The 16,895-nt window shown below is 61.5% G+C and carries 16 protein-coding genes; 9 read left to right on the top strand and 7 right to left on the bottom strand.

The genetic code is table 11. From position 1 onward, the window contains the following. Window positions 1–22: 22 nt before the first annotated feature. From P3R38_RS23875 to P3R38_RS23865, 3 genes are all read left to right on the top strand, one after another. Window positions 23–688 (top strand): fumarylacetoacetate hydrolase family protein, encoded by a 666-nt coding sequence (locus P3R38_RS23875; RefSeq protein ID WP_023382918.1) that lies wholly within the window; start codon window positions 23–25, stop codon window positions 686–688. 204 nt (window positions 689–892) lie between these two features. Beyond that, entirely contained in the window at window positions 893–1,819 is a 927-nt protein-coding gene (locus tag P3R38_RS23870) for an SdiA-regulated domain-containing protein (protein WP_104881085.1), read from the top strand. Window positions 1,820–1,909: 90 nt separating this feature from the next. Continuing rightward, entirely contained in the window at window positions 1,910–2,821 is a 912-nt protein-coding gene (locus P3R38_RS23865) for an SdiA-regulated domain-containing protein (RefSeq protein ID WP_277686668.1), read from the top strand. 26 nt (window positions 2,822–2,847) lie between these two features. Here P3R38_RS23865 and tcyN read toward each other — a convergent pair whose 3' ends face one another. From tcyN to tcyJ, 3 genes are read right to left on the bottom strand one after another with little or no spacing between them, the layout of a single operon-like run. After that, the gene (tcyN, locus tag P3R38_RS23860) at window positions 2,848–3,606 is read right to left on the bottom strand and encodes an L-cystine ABC transporter ATP-binding protein TcyN (protein ID WP_104881087.1); all 759 of its coding nucleotides are present in this window, start codon (window positions 3,604–3,606) and stop codon (window positions 2,848–2,850) included. Between the two features lie 2 nt (window positions 3,607–3,608). Continuing rightward, window positions 3,609–4,277 carry a cystine ABC transporter permease gene (gene tcyL, locus P3R38_RS23855; protein WP_023382914.1) on the bottom strand — a complete coding sequence of 223 codons (669 nt, stop codon included), beginning with the start codon at window positions 4,275–4,277 and terminating at the stop codon, window positions 3,609–3,611. After that, window positions 4,274–5,068 (bottom strand): cystine ABC transporter substrate-binding protein, encoded by a 795-nt coding sequence (tcyJ, locus tag P3R38_RS23850; protein ID WP_023382913.1) that lies wholly within the window; start codon window positions 5,066–5,068, stop codon window positions 4,274–4,276. The genes tcyL and tcyJ overlap by 4 nt, the downstream gene beginning before the upstream one ends. Before the next feature lie 290 nt (window positions 5,069–5,358). On the opposite strand from tcyJ, the gene epsC reads away from it, so the two are divergent. After that, on the top strand, window positions 5,359–6,291 hold the full coding sequence (gene epsC / locus P3R38_RS23845) for a serine O-acetyltransferase EpsC (protein ID WP_027907221.1): 933 nt from the start codon (window positions 5,359–5,361) through the stop codon (window positions 6,289–6,291). Between the two features lie 304 nt (window positions 6,292–6,595). After that, the gene (gene betT / locus P3R38_RS23840) at window positions 6,596–8,557 is read left to right on the top strand and encodes a choline BCCT transporter BetT (protein WP_209439657.1); all 1,962 of its coding nucleotides are present in this window, start codon (window positions 6,596–6,598) and stop codon (window positions 8,555–8,557) included. Between the two features lie 62 nt (window positions 8,558–8,619). Here betT and tauD read toward each other — a convergent pair whose 3' ends face one another. Genes tauD through tauA form a run of 4 tightly spaced genes read right to left on the bottom strand, consistent with a single transcriptional unit; the run spans window position 8,620 to window position 12,118 of the window. Continuing rightward, window positions 8,620–9,453, bottom strand: coding sequence for a taurine dioxygenase (gene tauD / locus P3R38_RS23835; RefSeq protein ID WP_027907222.1), 834 nt, complete (start codon window positions 9,451–9,453; stop codon window positions 8,620–8,622). A gap of 47 nt (window positions 9,454–9,500) precedes the next feature. Further along, entirely contained in the window at window positions 9,501–10,331 is an 831-nt protein-coding gene (gene tauC / locus P3R38_RS23830; RefSeq protein ID WP_023382909.1) for a taurine ABC transporter permease TauC, read from the bottom strand. Continuing rightward, window positions 10,328–11,122, bottom strand: coding sequence for a taurine ABC transporter ATP-binding subunit (gene tauB, locus P3R38_RS23825; protein ID WP_104881088.1), 795 nt, complete (start codon window positions 11,120–11,122; stop codon window positions 10,328–10,330). Before tauB ends, tauC begins: the two co-directional genes overlap by 4 nt. A gap of 24 nt (window positions 11,123–11,146) precedes the next feature. Next, on the bottom strand, window positions 11,147–12,118 hold the full coding sequence (gene tauA, locus P3R38_RS23820; RefSeq protein ID WP_023382907.1) for a taurine ABC transporter substrate-binding protein: 972 nt from the start codon (window positions 12,116–12,118) through the stop codon (window positions 11,147–11,149). Window positions 12,119–12,619: 501 nt separating this feature from the next. Between tauA and P3R38_RS23815 the strand changes: the two genes are divergently transcribed. The 4 genes from P3R38_RS23815 to P3R38_RS23800 all read left to right on the top strand — a co-directional run bounded on the left by P3R38_RS23815 (window position 12,620) and on the right by P3R38_RS23800 (window position 16,854). Then, window positions 12,620–13,939 carry an OprD family porin gene (locus P3R38_RS23815; RefSeq protein WP_277686667.1) on the top strand — a complete coding sequence of 440 codons (1,320 nt, stop codon included), beginning with the start codon at window positions 12,620–12,622 and terminating at the stop codon, window positions 13,937–13,939. Window positions 13,940–14,102: 163 nt separating this feature from the next. Next, window positions 14,103–14,741: a peroxiredoxin gene (locus P3R38_RS23810; protein ID WP_023382905.1), complete on the top strand. Its 639-nt coding sequence runs from the start codon at window positions 14,103–14,105 to the stop codon at window positions 14,739–14,741. 460 nt (window positions 14,742–15,201) lie between these two features. Further along, window positions 15,202–15,795 carry an NADPH-dependent FMN reductase gene (gene ssuE, locus P3R38_RS23805; RefSeq protein ID WP_023382904.1) on the top strand — a complete coding sequence of 198 codons (594 nt, stop codon included), beginning with the start codon at window positions 15,202–15,204 and terminating at the stop codon, window positions 15,793–15,795. 93 nt (window positions 15,796–15,888) lie between these two features. After that, window positions 15,889–16,854 (top strand): sulfonate ABC transporter substrate-binding protein, encoded by a 966-nt coding sequence (locus P3R38_RS23800; RefSeq protein WP_023382903.1) that lies wholly within the window; start codon window positions 15,889–15,891, stop codon window positions 16,852–16,854. Window positions 16,855–16,895: the final 41 nt, after the last annotated feature.

Genomic DNA, 16,895 nt, shown 5'->3' with positions numbered 1-16,895 from the left:
GCAGTATCCAGAGGAGTCGGCCATGAGTTACCAGCACCAGTACGTAGACGGCACGCGCATCCACTTCCCACTGGGCAAGGTGGTGTGCATCGGCCGTAACTATGCCGAGCATGCCAAGGAACTGGACAACCCCATTCCCACCGAGCCGCTGCTGTTCATCAAGCCAGGCAGTTGCGTGGTGCCGCTGGAAGGTGGCTTCAAGATTCCGACCGACCGTGGCTCGGTTCACTACGAAGCGGAGATCGCAGTTCTGCTGGGCAAGCCGCTGTCCACCAAGCCGACCGAGGAAGAGGTGCTCGACGCTATTTCCGGTTATGCGCCAGCCCTGGACCTGACCCTGCGCGACGTGCAGGCCAAGCTCAAGGAAAAGGGCCTGCCGTGGGAGCTGAGCAAGAGCTTCGATGGTGCCTGCGTGCTGCCGCCGTTCGTTTCCGCCGCCAGCTTCGAGGATCTGACCGACATTGGCATTCGCCTGACCATCAATGGCGAAGTGCGCCAGGATGGCAACAGCGCGATGATGCTCAACCCCATCGTGCCGATGATCCAGCACATTGCCGCGCACTTTTCCCTGCAGGCGGGCGATGTGGTTCTGACCGGCACGCCAGCCGGCGTTGGCCCGTTCAGCGTGGGCGATGAGCTGGTGCTGGAGCTGCCGGGCGTCAGCCGTTTCGAAAGCCGCGTGCTCTGACGGCTGGCCTGCCGGCATCGCCGGATATCGCCGGCAAGCCGGCTCCCACAGGTTGCACGGTTTGACCGGGGAGCCGGCTTGTCGGCCAGGTGGCCTTCAGCGCGTGTGCAAGACAGTTTTTTCACAAACCATCTGGATAATGCGCTGATCATCGTCCATCTACCGGCGCCAGCGTTAGCCCGGCACATTCCAGGAACTCTTCGCATGGCTCCCTCCCCCAGCGCCCCTGCCACCTCCCGTCACAAGCGTCGCTTCTTCCTGCGCTGGCCGTTCGGGCTGGCCGTGGCGGCCGTGATCGGTTACGGCGTTGCCGTGGCGATGCACTGGGATGACCGGGGGCTGCTGTGGGTCAAGGAGCGCTTCGAGAGCTCGGCCGAACGCAGCGAGAGCGTCTGGCTGCCGAACTATCGGGTTGACATCGACGCCAAGGTCTTGCCGGGCATGGAGGACGACGAGGCATCGGACCTGTCCTTCAACCCGCGCACCCGCACCCTGTTCGCCGTCATGGGCAAGAATCCGTTCCTGGTCGAGTTGAGCCTCGATGGCGATGTGCTGCGCAAGATGCCACTCAACGGCTGGGAGAACCCCGAAGGCGTCGCTGTGCTGGAGGACGGGCACCTGGCCATTGTCGACGAGCGCCGCCACGACCTGACCCTGGTCAAGGTGGATGAGCACACCACGGCCTTGAACCGAACCGACTTCCAGAGCTACGACCTGGGTGAGTCGGTCAAGAGCAACAAGGGCTACGAATCGGTGGCCTGGGACCCCCTGCGACAGCGGCTGGTCATCGGGGAAGAACGCCCGCCGAAGCTATTCACCTGGAGCACCGATGGCCGCAGCCCTTTGAAGGGCGAGAAGCAATCGCTGCCTAATGACGAACTGGACCTGCGCAACCTGTCGGCCCTTGACGTTGACCCGCGTACCGGCCATTTGCTCGCGCTGTCGGCTGACTCCAACATGCTGCTTGAGCTGGACGAACAGGGCCAGCAAGTCAGCTTCATGACGCTGCTGGGCGGTTTCAACGGCCTGGAAGACACCGTGCCGCGTGCCGAGGGGGTGGCCATGGATGACCAAGGCAACCTGTACATGGTCAGCGAGCCCAACCTGTTCTATCGCTTCAGAAAAGACTGAAGATTGCTTCGGGCCATTCTTACGCCAGCATTAAGCTTTACTTCAGTTGATCATGGTTAGATTCGCCATCCTCACGTCGAGTCTGCCGTTATGCGCCGTTTTGTCCGCCCGCCACTGATCCTTGCCACCTTCGGTTTGATTGCCTTGTGCATGTTGGTGGTGGCCGGCTATGAGTTTCGCCTGTTCGAGCGGGGCTGGTTCAACCTGAAGACCTGGTGGCAGCCTGCGCAGCAGAGCATCGGCCTGGATCGCTACCGGGTGGTGGTCGAGGCGCAACCTGTCGAAGGGCTGGACGATGACGTTTCGGCGCTGACCTACGACCCCGACCGCAAGACCCTCTTCACAGTGACCAACAAGCGCTCGGAATTGATCGAGCTGTCGTTGGCTGGCCGCATTCTACGCCGTGTTCCATTGACCGGGTTCGGCGATCCCGAAGCTGTGGAGTACGTCGGGCCGAACAGCTACGTGATCACCGACGAACGCCAGCAGCGGTTGATCCGTGTGCGTCTGGACGATGACACGATGTTCCTTGATGCCCATGATGCCGAGCAACTGACGCTGGGCATTGGCCTGAACGGAAACAAGGGCTTCGAGGGCCTGGCATACGACTCGGCGGGCAAGCGCCTGTTCGTGGCCAAGGAGCGGGATCCGATGATGATCTATGAGGTTCATGGCTTCCCGCATGCCAACCCCGAACAGCCCTACGCCGTGCATGTGGTGCAGGACCGCGAGCGCGATTCACGGCTGTTCGTACGGGACCTGTCGAGCCTGCAGTTCGATGAGCGCAGCGGGCACTTGCTGGCGCTGTCCGACGAGTCGCGCCTGGTGCTGGAACTGGATGTGGAGGGCCGGCCGCTGAGCTCCTTGTCGCTGCGCAAGGGCTATCAGGGGTTGAAGGAAACGGTACCGCAGGCAGAGGGTATCGCCATGGATGAAGCCGGAACGATCTACCTGGTCAGCGAGCCGAATCTGTTCTACGTGTTCAAGCAGCCGGCTGACTGAAGGTCCAGCGCGCCGGCTGATGGCCTTCAATCGCCGGCTGCAGTTCCCAGGAACTTGCGCAGGAACTGCCGTGTGCGCTCTTCCTTGGGGTTGGCGAACAGTGCCTTGGCCTCGCCCTGTTCCACGATCACGCCCTTGTCGAAGAAAATCACCCGGTTCGCCACGTCGCGAGCAAAGCTCATCTCGTGGGTGACGATGATCATGGTGCGTTTTTCCTCGGCCAGCCCACGGATGGTGGCCAGCACTTCTCCGACCAGCTCGGGGTCGAGCGCCGACGTCGGCTCGTCGAACAGGATGACTTCCGGCTCCATGGCCAGGGCGCGGGCAATGGCGACCCGTTGCTGCTGGCCACCGGACAGGCGCCGTGGGTAGGCATCTTCCTTGCCAGCCAGGCCCACCTTGGCCAATAACCGCCGGCCCAATTCCGCCGCTTGTGCTTTCGGGGTCTTCTTGACGATCACCGGCCCCTCGATCACGTTTTCCAGGGCCGTGCGGTGGGGGAACAGGTTGAAGTTCTGGAACACGAAGCCGGCTTGCTGGCGCAGCTGGCGGATTGCACCTTGCTGGCTACCCAGCGGGCGGGTGGCATCGATGCGAATGTTGCCGATCTGGATCTGCCCGGCATCAGGGGTTTCCAGCAGGTTCAGGCAGCGCAGGAAGGTGGTCTTGCCCGAGCCGCTGGGGCCGATGATGGCCACCACTTCGCCGGGCTGCACCGTCAGGTCGATACCGTTGAGCACGGTCTGGCCCTTGAACTGCTTGGTCAGGCCTTTTACTTCGATCATGCTCAATGCTCCTGGTCGTGCTGGTTGACCCGCGCTTCCATGCGGTTCTGGAAGTGCGCGAGGATGCTGCAGAGAATCCAGTAGATCACCGCAACAGCCAGGTACATGGTGAAGACTTCGAAGGTGCGTGCGGTGATCAACTGCGCCTGGCGGAACAGCTCTGGCACCTGGATGGTCGCCGCGAGGGCAGTGTCCTTGACCAATGAAATGAAGCTGTTACCCAACGGCGGCAGTGCGGTTCGCAAGGCCTGCGGCAGGATGGCCCGGCGCATGGCCTGGGTGCGGGTCATGCCGATACTGGCGGCGGCTTCCCACTGGCCGCGGTCGATCGACGAGATGGCCGCCCGCAGGATTTCGCAGATGTAGGCCGCCATGTTCAGCGACAGGCCGATCAGCGATGCCGGGATCGGATCGAGCTCGATACCGATCTGTGGCATGCCGAAATAGATGACGAACAACTGCACCAGCAGGGGTGTGCCCCGGAAGAACGACACGTAGACACGTGCCAGCCAGTTCAGTGGCAGGATTTTCGACAGGCGCATCAGTGCCAGGGCAAACCCCAGCACAAGGCCGAAGAACATGCCGCCGACACTGAGCAGTACCGTATAACCCGCGCCCTTGAGCAGGAAGGGCGCGGAATCGACAACGAGTTGCAGGCTTTCAGCGATCATTTAGTGACATCGGCACCGAAGTATTTCTCGGACAGCTTGGCCAGCGTGCCGTCAGCCTTGAGCTTGTCCAGCGCCTTGTTGATGGCCGCCAGCAGCTCAGGCTCGCCCTTGCGCAAGGCAACACCGGACTCCAGGCGCGAGAACGCATCGCCGGCCAGTTGGGTGTCCTTGGCTTTCTGCGCGTACTCCAGCGCGGCCAAACGATCGATCAGGATCGCGTCAATGCGGCCGTTGCGCAGGTCGGCGAACTTGCTTGGGTCATCTTCATAGGTGCGCACATCGGCTTGCGGGACGTCCTGTTTCACCCACTGTTCGTAGTTGGTGCCCAGGCCCACGCCGACCTTCTTGCCCGCCAGGTCTGCCGCCTTGTGGATGTTCAGCTGGTCAGCCTTCTTCTTCAGGATCAGGGCCTGGATACCGGAGACGGTGTAGGGCTCGGAGAAGTCGTACTTCTTCTTGCGCTCCTCGGAAATGGTGACCTGGTTGATCACCACGTCCAGGCGCTTGGATTCCAGTGCTGCGAGAATGCCATCCCATTTGGTCGGCTGGACCTTGGCCTTCACCCCAAGCTCTTTGGCCAGCAGCTCGGAAAGCTCCACTTCGAAGCCGGTCAGCTTGCCGTTTTCGTCCTGGAAGCTGAAGGGGGGATAGGTGCCTTCCAGGCCGACGTTGATCACGCCTTTTTCCTGGATGGTTTTCAGTTGCTCGCCAGCGAAGGCCTGGCTGAGCAGACCGGCGCCCAGCAGGACGGCCAGGGTAGCGTTGAGTAGCGGTTTGGCAAATTTCGGCATGACAGGCCCCGCGCTTGTTGTGGAAGTAGTGGTTGGCGACTATAGGGGTGAATTCGATAGGTCGGGAAATAATAAAAAATCAGGTTGTTATTCCTAAATCCCGATTTTGAATCAGCTTATGCCCGAGTTAGCTCAGGATGGAATAAAGCGTTGTTTTTTCCAAGGGGGAGAATTGACGTATCGTGGGACAAAAGGCTGGCACTTCCTTTGTGGGCGGCGGATGCCGTAGCCGACAAGCCGGTTGCTACAGGGGATGCGTGCCTATTCGAGAACACCGGCAGGAGAACACCGTGAGCGAACAATCTTCATCTGGGCATTGGCAATTGCAGAGCATCGTCAGCGGCCTGCGCAGCGCCCGGGAGCAGTGGCGCACCCGCAATGGCCGTAGCAGTGGTGAGCAAGGCGGGCGCGAACTGCCCTCGCGCGAGGCCATGCGGCACATTCTCGAACAGTTGTGCGGGGCGTTGTTTCCCATGCGCCTGGGGCCGGTGGACCTGCGGGAAGAAAGCGAAGACTTCTATGTCGGTCATACCCTCGATGCCGCGCTGACCGCGCTGTTGGCCCAGGCGCGCCTGGAGTTGCGTTACGCGGCAAGGCACAACAAGGGCGACCTGAGTACCGTGGACGCCCAGGCCCTGCGCTTGATCCAGGACTTCGCTGCGGCCCTGCCGAATCTGCGTGTGCTGCTCGACACCGATGTGCTGGCCGCATACCACGGCGACCCAGCGGCACGTAGTGTGGATGAGGTCCTGCTGTGCTACCCCGGCATTCTGGCGATCATCCACCATCGCCTGGCGCACCACCTCTATCAGGCCGGCCTGCCGTTGTTGGCGCGGATCAGCTCGGAGCTGGCGCACTCGGCCACGGGTATCGACATACACCCGGGTGCGCAGATTGGCCCGAGCTTCTTCATCGACCATGGCACCGGTGTGGTGATCGGTGAAACCGCCATCATTGGTGAGCGGGTCCGTATCTACCAGGCGGTGACGTTGGGCGCCAAGCGCTTCCCCAGCGACGAGTCGGGAACGTTGCACAAGGGCCTGGCGCGCCACCCGATCGTCGAAGACGATGTGGTGATCTACGCCGGGGCGACTATTCTGGGGCGGATCACCATTGGCAAGGGGTCGACCATCGGCGGCAACGTGTGGCTGACGCGCAGCGTGCCAGCCGAGAGCAACATCACCCAGGCGAATTTGCAGTTGGATTGCCAGGACAAGACTTGACCTGATGGGGGGCGGGTCGGGTTGGCGCCATCGCGGGTGAACCCGCTCCCACAGGGGCCTGAGTGAGCCTGTGGGAGCCCCGCCACGAGCTGGTTCTACCTTCGCCAGTCGGCACCCCAGGTCGCATTGAAAGTCGATCCATGTTTAACTTGAACGCTTGTTCAACGAAAAACGCTGGTCCGCTGCCGGTGTTCAACAGGAGGATTCCTTTGCTGAACCCGTTCAATCCGAACCTCACGTCCTTCGACGAGGTGCATGCCCAATGAGTGCACCGACCGCTTCCCTTGCCCACGGCAAGATCCGCATGAACCCTCCGGTGTTCTACTTCGCGGCAAGTTTCATCCTTTTGTTCGGCCTGGTGGTCATCGCATTCCCGCAAGCCTCAGGTGAGTGGCTGCTGGCGGCACAGAACTGGGCGGCCAACACGGTCGGCTGGTACTACATGCTGGCGATGACCCTGTACCTGGTCTTCGTGGTGGTCACCGCCTTGTCCGGCTACGGCAAGATCAAGCTCGGTGCCGACCACGACGAGCCCGAGTTCAGTTACCTGTCCTGGGCCGGCATGCTGTTCGCCGCTGGCATCAGCATTACCCTGTTCTTCTTTTGCGTCTCCGAACCGCTGACCCACATGCTGCAACCGCCTCAGGGCGAAGCGGGTACGGCGGAGGCCGGGCGCCAGGCGATGCAGATCCTGTTCCTGCACTGGGGCCTGCATGGCTGGGGCGTGTTCGCCTTCGTCGGCATGGCCCTGGCCTACTTCGCCTACCGCCACAACCTGCCGCTGGCCCTGCGGTCGGCGCTGTATCCGCTGATCGGCAAGCGTATCAACGGCCCCATCGGCTATGCGGTGGACGGCTTTGGCATCATTGCCACGGTCTTCGGCCTCGGTGCCGACATGGGTTTCGGCGTGCTGCACCTGAATTCCGGGCTGGACTACCTGTTCGGTATCAGCCATAGCCAGTGGGTGCAGGTCATCCTCATCACCCTGATGATGGGTGCGGCGGTAGCCGTTGCGGTGGCTGGGGTCGAGAAGGGCGTGCGGGTGATGAGCGACATCAACCTGTTCCTGGCCTGTGCGCTGTTGCTGTTCGTGCTGTTCGCCGGGCCTACCCAGCACTTGTTCAACACCCTGATCCAGAACCTCGGCGACTACCTCGGTGCCTTGCCGCGCAAGAGTTTCGATGTATACGCCTACGGTGAGAATCGCGACTGGCTCGGCGGCTGGACGGTGTTCTACTGGGCCTGGTGGATTGCCTGGGCTCCGTTCGTGGGCTTGTTCATCGCACGTATTTCCCGTGGCCGGACCATCCGCGAATTCGTCTTCGGCGTGCTGCTGATTCCGCTGGGCTTCACCCTGGCGTGGATGTCGATCTTCGGCAACAGCGCCTTGGACCAGGTGATCAACCACGGCATGACCGCGCTCGGGCAGTCGGCGCTGGATAACCCGTCGATGAGTCTGTACCTGCTGCTGGAAACCTACCCGTGGAGCAAGACCGTCATCGCGGTGACGGTCTTCATCAGCTTCGTGTTCTTCGTCACGTCGGCCGACTCGGGCACGGTGGTGCTGTCGACGCTGTCCGCCAAGGGCGGTGGTGCCGATGAAGATGGGCCGAACTGGCTGCGGATCTTCTGGGGCGCGATGACGGCGCTGATCACCAGCGGGTTGCTGTTCGCTGGCAGCATCGACTCGCTCAAGTCGGCGGTGGTGCTGACTTCGCTGCCATTCTCGCTGATTTTGCTGAGCATGATGTGGGGGCTGCACAAGGCGTTTTACCTGGAGTCCCAGCGGCAGATCGCGCAGATGCACTCGTTGGCGCCGTTCGCCCAGTCACGTCGTGGTCGTGGTGGCTGGCGCCAGCGTCTGAGCCAGGCGGTGCACTTCCCGTCACGCGATGAGGTGTATCGCTTCATGGATGACGTGGTGCGCCCGGCGATTGCCGACGTGACCGAAGTGTTCGAGCAGAAGGGCCTGGCGCTGATTACCCAGGACGACCCGAGTCACGACAACGTCAGCCTGAAGATTGGCCATGGCGAGGAGCAGCCATTCCTTTACCAGGTGCAGATGCGCGGGTATTTCACGCCATCGTTCGCCTTGGGTGGATTGGGGACCCAGGATTTGAAGAACCGCCGCTACTACCGGGCGGAGGTGCATCTGAGCGAGGGCAGCCAGAACTACGACCTGGTGGGCTACAGCAAGGAGCAGATCATCAACGACATACTCGACCAGTACGAACGGCACATGCAGTTCCTGCACCTGGTCCGATAGTTCGCGGGGGCCGCGTTGCGGCCCTTTCGCGACACAAGGCCGCGGCCACCGGCCGAGGGCATTCAGAACGGCGCGTCCCCCAGGATGGTCGCCCGATGCATCACCCGCCGGCTCGGCCGGTAATCATCCACCGCGAAATGCTGGGTCACGCGGTTGTCCCAGAAGGCCACGTCGTTCTCCTGCCACCGCCAGCGAATGCTGAACTCTGGCCGCGTGGCGTGGGCGAACAGCAACTTCAGCAGCGCCTCGCTCTCCAGTTCGCTCAACTCGTTGATGCGAGTCGTGAAGCCTTCGTTGACGAACAGCGCCTTGCGCCCGCTCACCGGGTGAGTGCGCACCACCGGGTGAGACAGCGGCGGGTTGTTGCGGCGGGTAGCTTCCCAGCGCGCCAGGTCTTCAGCCGTGGTGCCGAAGCGCTCGAGCGGGAACGACTTGGTGAAGTCATGGGTGGCGGTCAGACCGTCGAGCATCTCGCGCAGCGGCGCTGACAACGCCTCGAAGGCGGCGATACCACTGGCCCACAGTGTATCGCCGCCGTAGGCCGGCAGCTGCTTGGCGCTAAGTACCGCGCCCAGCGCCGGGGTGCGCAAGAAGGTCACATCGGTGTGCCAGACCGCGTTATCGCGCACGTCGGTGACCGCGGTGTCGAGGATCAGCACCTGCGGGGTTTCCGGCACATTGGGGTAGATCGGGTGAATGTGCAGGTCGCCGAAGCGGGCAGCGAAACGGGCCTGCTGTTCAGGCGTGATCGGTTGGTCGCGGAAGAACAGCACCTGATGCTTGAGCAGCGCTTGTTCGATGGCATCGCGTTGCTCGACGGTGATCTCGCGGCTGATATCCACGCCACTGATCAGCGCACCGAGCGCTGGGCTGAGAGGGGTAACGGTCAGGCTCATGTCTTGTCTCGTTCTAGCGCCGGCGTGCCAGCGTGGTCAGTCGGAAATCAGTGGCTTTGCCCATGCCAGGGCACCAGCTTGCGTTGCAGGGCGCGCAGGCCCATCTCCAGGGCGAAGGCGATCAGCGCGATCAGCAGGATGCCCAGTACCACCACGTCGGTAACCAGGAACTGCGCCGCAGACTGCACCATGAAGCCCAGGCCGCTGGTGGCGGCGATCAGCTCGGCGGCCACCAGGGTCGACCAGCCGACACCCAGGCCGATCCGAATGCCGGTGAGGATGTCGGGCAGGGCACTTGGCAGGATCACGTGGCGAATCAATTGCGCCTGGGTAGCGCCCAGCGATTGCGCGGCCCGCAGTTTGGCAGGGTCGACGGTGCGCACGCCGGTGGCGGTGGCGATGGCGATCGGAGCAAAGATCGCCAAGTAGATCAGCAGCACCTTGGACAGCTCGCCGATACCGCACCAGATGACGATCAACGGCAGGTAGGCCAGCGGCGGAATCGGGCGGTAGAACTCGATCAGCGGGTCGAGGATGCCCCGGGCCACGCGGTTGTAGCCGATGGCGATGCCGACCGGGATGGCGGTCAGCGTTGCCGCGACCAGCGCCAGCCCGATGCGGCCCAGGCTTGCGCCCAGGTGCTGCCACAGGCTGGCGTCCATGTAGCCTTGGGTAAGCAGCGTCCACGCCTTGGCCAGGATGTCGGCGGGCGAGGGCAGGAACAAAGGTTCGATCCAGCCAGCGGCAGTGACCAGCCACCACAAGGACAGTAGCAATCCGAGGGTCAGAGCGCTGATCCAGCGGGTTGGCAGTGGCTTGCGGGGCTTGGCCGCTGGCGCGGTACGCTTGGTGGCAACCGGCAGTTCGAGGATGCTCATGCGGATGCCTCCCGGCGGGCCGTTTCACGTTCGGAAAACACTCGCGCCAGCACGTGTTCGCGGGTTTCGATGAAGCGAGGATCGGACTTGATCGCCCGGGCCGATTCGCCAGCCGCGTAGCGCTGGCCAAAGTCCAGTTGCAAGCGTTCGACCACGCGGCCGGGGCTCGGCGCCAGCAATACGAGTTCGGAGGCCAGGAAGACCGCCTCCTCGATGTCGTGGGTAATCAGGAACACCGGCTTGGCGGTGCGCTGCCATACCTGCAGCAGCAGCTCTTGCATTTGTTCGCGGGTGAAGGCATCCAGGGCGCCGAACGGTTCGTCCATCAGCAGTACCCGAGGGTTTGCCGCCAGCGCCCGGGCCAGGCCCACGCGTTGTTTCTGGCCGCCGGACAACTGCCAGATGCGCCGCTCGCCGAAGCCTTCCAGGTCGACCAGGGCCAGCATCTCGCGAGCTTTGGCCTCGCGCTCCGGGCGAGCGACACCGGCCAGTTCCAGGCCAAAGGCGACGTTGCCCAGCACGTTCTGCCAAGGCAGCAAGGCATCGTCCTGGAACACCACGCCACGCTCGGCGCCAGGGCCTTGCACCGGGACACCATCCAGGGTGATGCGTCCGCCGCTGGGGGCGACGAAGCCGGCGATCAGGTTCAGCAGCGAGGTCTTGCCGCTGCCGGAAGGCCCGAGGGCCACCAGCAGCTGGCGCGGCCCCAGGCTCAGGTTGATGTCGGCCAGCACCGGGGTGGTGGCGCCGGGGTACTGTGCGCTGATGCGCTCCAGCTCAAGCAAGGCCATGACAGCCTCCCGTCGGTTGCAGTCTTAGTTGGGGATGTACTGGGCGCTGACATACGGCGAGTAGTCAGGCAGCACTGCGTCGACCTTGCCTTGCTGCTTGAGGAAGGTGGCCGTGTCAGTGAGGGCCTGGGTCGTCGGCGCGCCAAGCGCACTGGCCTGGTCGGCGGCCAGCGGGTAGACGTTGCCTTGCAGCAGCACAGGGATGTCCGATGGCTTGGCGCCGGACAGCTTGGCCAGCTTGGCGACGTTGTCAGGGTTGGCCAACCAGGCTTTAGGGTCCTTGCGGTAGTCGGCGTAGGCGTCGAGGGTGACCTTGGCGAAGGCCTTGACCACATCAGGGTGCTTGGCGGCGAAGTCCTTGCGCACGATCCACGCGTCGAAGGTCGGTGCGCCTTTCTCGGCCAGCTCGCCGGAGGTGATCAGCACCTTGCCGTTCTCCTTGGCGACGCCCAGGGCCGGGTCCCAAACGTAGGTGGCGTCGATGTCGCCACGTTTCCAGGCGGCGATGATGGCCGGAGGCGCCAGGTTGAGGATCTGTACCTTGGACGGATCGATGTTCCAGCTCTTGAGCGCCGCCAGCAGGCTGTAATGACCGGTCGAGACGAAGGGCACCGCGACCTTCTTGCCGATCAGGTCTTGCGGGGTCTTGATGGTGTCGCGAGCGACCAGCGCTTCGCCCGCGCCGATCTGGGTGGCGATCAGGAACGTCTCGACCGGGAGTTTGCGGGTGGCGGCGGCAGCCAGCGGGCTGGAGCCCAGGTAGCCGATCTGCACATCGCCGCTGGCCACCGCGGTGATCACATCGGCGCCATTGTCGAATTTGCGCCAGTCGATGCTGGCCTTGCTGGCTTTTTCATAGTCGCCATCGACCTGGGCCACTTTGGCCGGATCGACGGTGGTCTGGTAGGCCACGGTCAGGTCAGCGGCCTGGGCCAACCAGCTGGCGCTGGCGAGGGTCAGGGCGGCGAACAGGCGCAGCGGAGCGTGCGGGATCATGGTTGAACTCCTCGTCAGGCAATCGTGGTGATGGATGGCGAGAAGACTAGATGATCTAAGAAATCAGAAATAAATAACGTTTTGGAATTAGCTTAGGAGCCAAAGGTTTTAACCCTTGTCAAGTGGTCTGGGTGCCGCTGGCGAAACAGGTTTCCGCTGCTAGGCTCTTTTGCCTTTAGAAGAGAGGTGGGCGGCTAGCAGGTTGGCAAACGTTTGCAAATAACCTAAAGGTATGATTTGCGCGGACGATACAACTTTTGGCTGTAAAGGTTCCTACCTTATTCCGCAAAAATCTTAGAAATTCATAAAACGGTCATTTTGGATTTATAGGATTGTCATTATCCTGTAGCCCAGGCGGCGCCTTAGACCAAAGTCTAGAAACGTTTAGTAACCATTGACTAGACGGTCACACTTTGGGACTAAATCGCCAATCCATGGTGAGCACGGCAGAAGACCTGGCCACCTGAGACCTACAAGAATTAGAACGTAGAGGAGCAAAACATGTACAAGTCCAGCCTGGCTCTGGCCGTGGCACTGGGGGTTCTCGCCCAACAAGCAGGCGCTGCCGGTTTCGTAGAGGACAGCAAGTTGTCCCTGAGCTCGCGCACCATGTATTTCAACGACGATAACCGCGAGGCTCACGGTGACAAGCCTCGTCCAGATCAGCGCGAATCTGGTCAGGGCTTCAAGCTCGACTACATCTCGGGCTTCACCGAAGGTACCGTTGGTTTCGGTGTGGATGCTCAAGCTGTCTGGGGTATTCACTTGGATGGTGGTGGGGGCTACCACGGTAGTACTTTCTTCCCGAACGATGGCGACAAGTCCGCTGACCAGTGGGCTCGTATCGGTGGTAACGCCAAAGCTCGCTTCTCCAAAACCGAGGCTCACTTCGGTAGCGCACTTGCGCCAAACCTTCCGATCCTGGTTTCCAACGATAGCCGTCTGCTGCCGCAAACCTTCGAGGGTGGCACCATCCAGTCGAAGGAAATCGACAATCTGACCATCAATGCTGGTCAGCTGACTCACGCCATGGGTCGTGCTTCGAGCAACCGTACCGGCTTATCTGTGGCTGGTTCCAATGCTGAAAGCAACAAGTTCCGCTTCGGTGGTCTGGACTACAAGCTCACACCTGACCTGACCCTTCAGTACTACTACTCGAACCTGGAAGATTTCTACAAGCAGCACTTCCTGGGGGCTACTCACGTATACAAGATCGCTGATAACCAGTCGTTCAAGACCGACCTACGCTACTTCGACAGCAGCAGCGACGGCAAGAATGGCAATGACAGTGCCTACAACTTCAACAACAACGGCGGCTATGCCAAGAATACTGGCGAGATCGACAACAAGACCTGGTCTGCGATGTTCACCTACACCTTGGGTGGCCATGCGTTCTTGGTCGGTCACCAGCAGGTTGGCGACGATGGCGGTTTCGTCTGGCTGAACCAGGGCAGCCTGGTGGATGAGGGTGCTGGCGGTTCCAGCTTCTACCTGTTCACCGACAGCATGATCAACTCATTCGCCCGTGCCGGTGAGAACACCACCTTTGGTCAGTACTCCTACGACTTCGCTGCTCTGGGTGTTCCAGGTTTGAAGGCTTCCATGTCCTACCTGCGCGGTGACGACATTCGCAACAAGTCGGGCAACGGCACGTACAACGAGTGGGAGCGCGATGCACGCGTCGATTACACCATCCAAGAAGGCACCCTCAAAGGCCTCGGTTTCACCGTGCGTCAAGCTGTCTACCGTGGTAGTGGCGAAAGCAGCCCTGACAAAGACCAAGCCCGCTTCATCGTGAACTACACTTACAGCTTCCTGTAAGTCGTAACCACAAAAAGAGCCTCGCCTAGTGCGAGGCTTTTTTGTGTCTCAACTTCTGTATTCCACCTGGTTATAAATAAATCAATATTTATTCTTTTTGTTTTGAATCGAATGCAGGCACATTGAATCCCATAAGGCAAACACAGCACAGGAGCCGCAGCCCATGAGTCTCAAACTTGGCGACATCGCCCCCGATTTCGAACAAGCGTCCAGCGAAGGCAATATCCGCTTCCACGAATGGCTCGGCAACAGCTGGGGTGTGCTGTTCTCCCACCCGGCCGATTTCACGCCGGTATGCACCACCGAGTTGGGCCTGACCGCCAAGCTCAAGGACGATTTCGCCAAGCGCGGCGTCAAGGTCATCGCGCTGTCGGTAGACCCAGTCGACTCCCACCACCGTTGGATCGACGACATCAACGAAACCCAGAATACCGTGGTGAATTTCCCGATCATCGCTGACGCCGACCGCAAGGTGTCCGACCTGTACGACCTGATTCACCCCAACGCCAGCGATACCCTCACCGTGCGATCGCTGTTCGTCATCGACCCGAACAAGAAGGTGCGCCTGACCATTACCTATCCGGCCAGTACCGGGCGCAACTTCAACGAAATCCTGCGGGTGATCGACTCGCTGCAGCTCACCGACAACCACAAGGTCGCCACGCCAGGTAACTGGCAGGACGGCGACGACGTGGTGATCGTGCCGTCGCTGAAGGACGAGGACGAGATCAAGCAGCGCTTCCCTAAAGGCTACCGTGCCGTGAAGCCCTATCTGCGTCTGACCCCGCAACCTAATCGTTAAGGATCCTCGTTGCATTGCTCTTAGCCATAGCAGGGATATTCGGGCCGTTTCGACGGCCCTTTTTTATGGCTGCAGGAATGGTGTTCGGGCCGCTGGGTGATTGGCGCGAGAGGTACGGTGATCATGAGAACGAGCGCCGCCCGCGCGGCGCATCGCGAGCAAGGCTCGCTCCTACGTTTGTTTACGGCCAATAACGCCTGTGACAGACGCGCGCGACCGCCTTGTTTGTTCTGCTCGATATCGCGGCGCACGCCAAAGCGGTCGCGCGCATTTCCCGCAGGCTTAACTGGCCCGAAACAAACGTAGGAGCGAGCCTTGCTCGCGATGCGCCGCGCGGGCGGCGCTCGATTGACGCATCAATGAAAATGCAAAATGGAATAAACAAATAAAAAAATATGATTTCTGGATATATAAGCCGACTGTTAATGTCTCTCCCCATAGAACTCAAGGAAGCGCTCCAATGCTGGTCGTCTCTATCGGTGGTAGCCCCAGTCCTCGTTCACGCTCTGGCGTGCTGCTCGAGCGTTCGCGCCATTGGCTACAGGAGCGTGGCGTCGAAGTGGTTAACTTCCAGGTGCGTGACTTTCCAGCCGAGGACCTGCTGCATGCGCGTTTCGACAGCCCGCATGTCCAGCACTTCCAGCAGGTGGTCGCCCAGGCCGATGGCCTGATAGTCGCAACCCCGGTGTACAAGGCGTCTTTCGCTGGTGCCCTGAAAACCCTGCTCGACCTGCTGCCCGAGCGCGCCCTGGTGCACAAGATCGTTTTGCCCATCGCTACCGGCGGCAGCATTGCCCATATGCTGGCGGTGGATTACGCACTCAAGCCCGTGCTGTCGGCACTTAAGGCGCAAGAGACCCTGCAAGGGATCTTCGCCGACGACAGCCAGGTCAGTTACGCAGAGGGCAGCAAGCCTGCCCAGCTGACACCCGCGTTGGAAGCGCGGCTGCTGGACTCGCTGGAAACCTTCCACGTTGCCTTGGCCCGTCGGCCGAGCGCCGTGGCCCCTGGCGTACTCAACGAACGCCTGATCAGTGCTCGCTGGAGCATCTGACCCGGCAACACCGCTTCACTGCTTTTCCACCTTACTCGCCCGTCAACGAGGCAAGCAGGTGCAACCCGAACCTCATTCGCACAGGAGAGCGCCATGCGCACAGTCTTCTTGCGTCGTGGTCTGGTCGCCCTGTTCGCGGCGGCTGTGTCCTTCGGCGCCATCACTCAGGCCCAGGCTGAAAGCCTGCGTATCGGTTATCAGAAATACGGCACCCTGGTGCTGCTCAAGGCCAAGGGTACGTTGGAAAAGCGCCTGGCCGAGCAAGGCATTCAGGTGCAATGGACCGAATTCCCCGGCGGTCCGCAGCTGCTCGAAGGGTTGAACGTTGGCTCCATTGACTTCGGCGTGACCGGCGAAACGCCACCCGTGTTCGCCCAGGCAGCTGGCGCTGACCTGCTCTATGTCGCCTATGAGCCACCTGCGCCGCACAGCGAAGCGATCCTGGTACCGAAGGGTTCGTCGATCCAGTCGGTCAAGGATCTCAAAGGCAGGAAAGTTGCCCTGAACAAAGGCTCCAACGTTCATTACCTGCTGGTCCGCGCCCTGGAAGACGCCGGCCTCAAGTACAGCGATATCCAGCCGGTCTACCTGCCGCCTGCCGATGCCCGCGCCGCTTTCGAGCGAGGCAGCGTCGATGCCTGGGTGATCTGGGACCCTTACCAGGCCGCCGCCGAGCAGCAGCTGCAGGCACGTACCCTGCGCGACGGCAAAGGCCTGGTCGACAACCACCAGTTCTACCTGGCTACCCGCAATTACGCGACCCAGCACCCGGCGGTGATCAACACGCTGATCGATGAGGTGCGCGGTGTGGGTGAATGGTCCAAGGCCAACCCGCAGCAAGTCACCGAACAGGTAGCGCCGCTGCTTGGCCTACCTGCCGACATCACCCTGACGTCGGTCAAGCGCCAAGGCTACGGTGCCGCGCCGCTGACGCCGGAAGTGGTCGCCGCGCAGCAGAAGATCGCCGACACCTTCCAAGCGCTCAAGCTGATTCCCAAGCCGCTGAGCATCAAGGACGTGATCTGGACACCCCCGGCCAAGGTCGCCAGCGCGCCTTGAACCATTCGCTACGCCGGGGCGCCGCGCCGGCTTGAGCCACC

The sequence above is a fragment of the Pseudomonas sp. NyZ480 genome (genome assembly GCF_029537255.1).
In the GTDB taxonomy this organism is placed as follows: domain Bacteria; phylum Pseudomonadota; class Gammaproteobacteria; order Pseudomonadales; family Pseudomonadaceae; genus Aquipseudomonas; species Aquipseudomonas taiwanensis.
The sequence above is the reverse complement of the archived record's forward strand: the minus strand, read 5'-3'. Positions and strand labels throughout refer to the sequence as shown.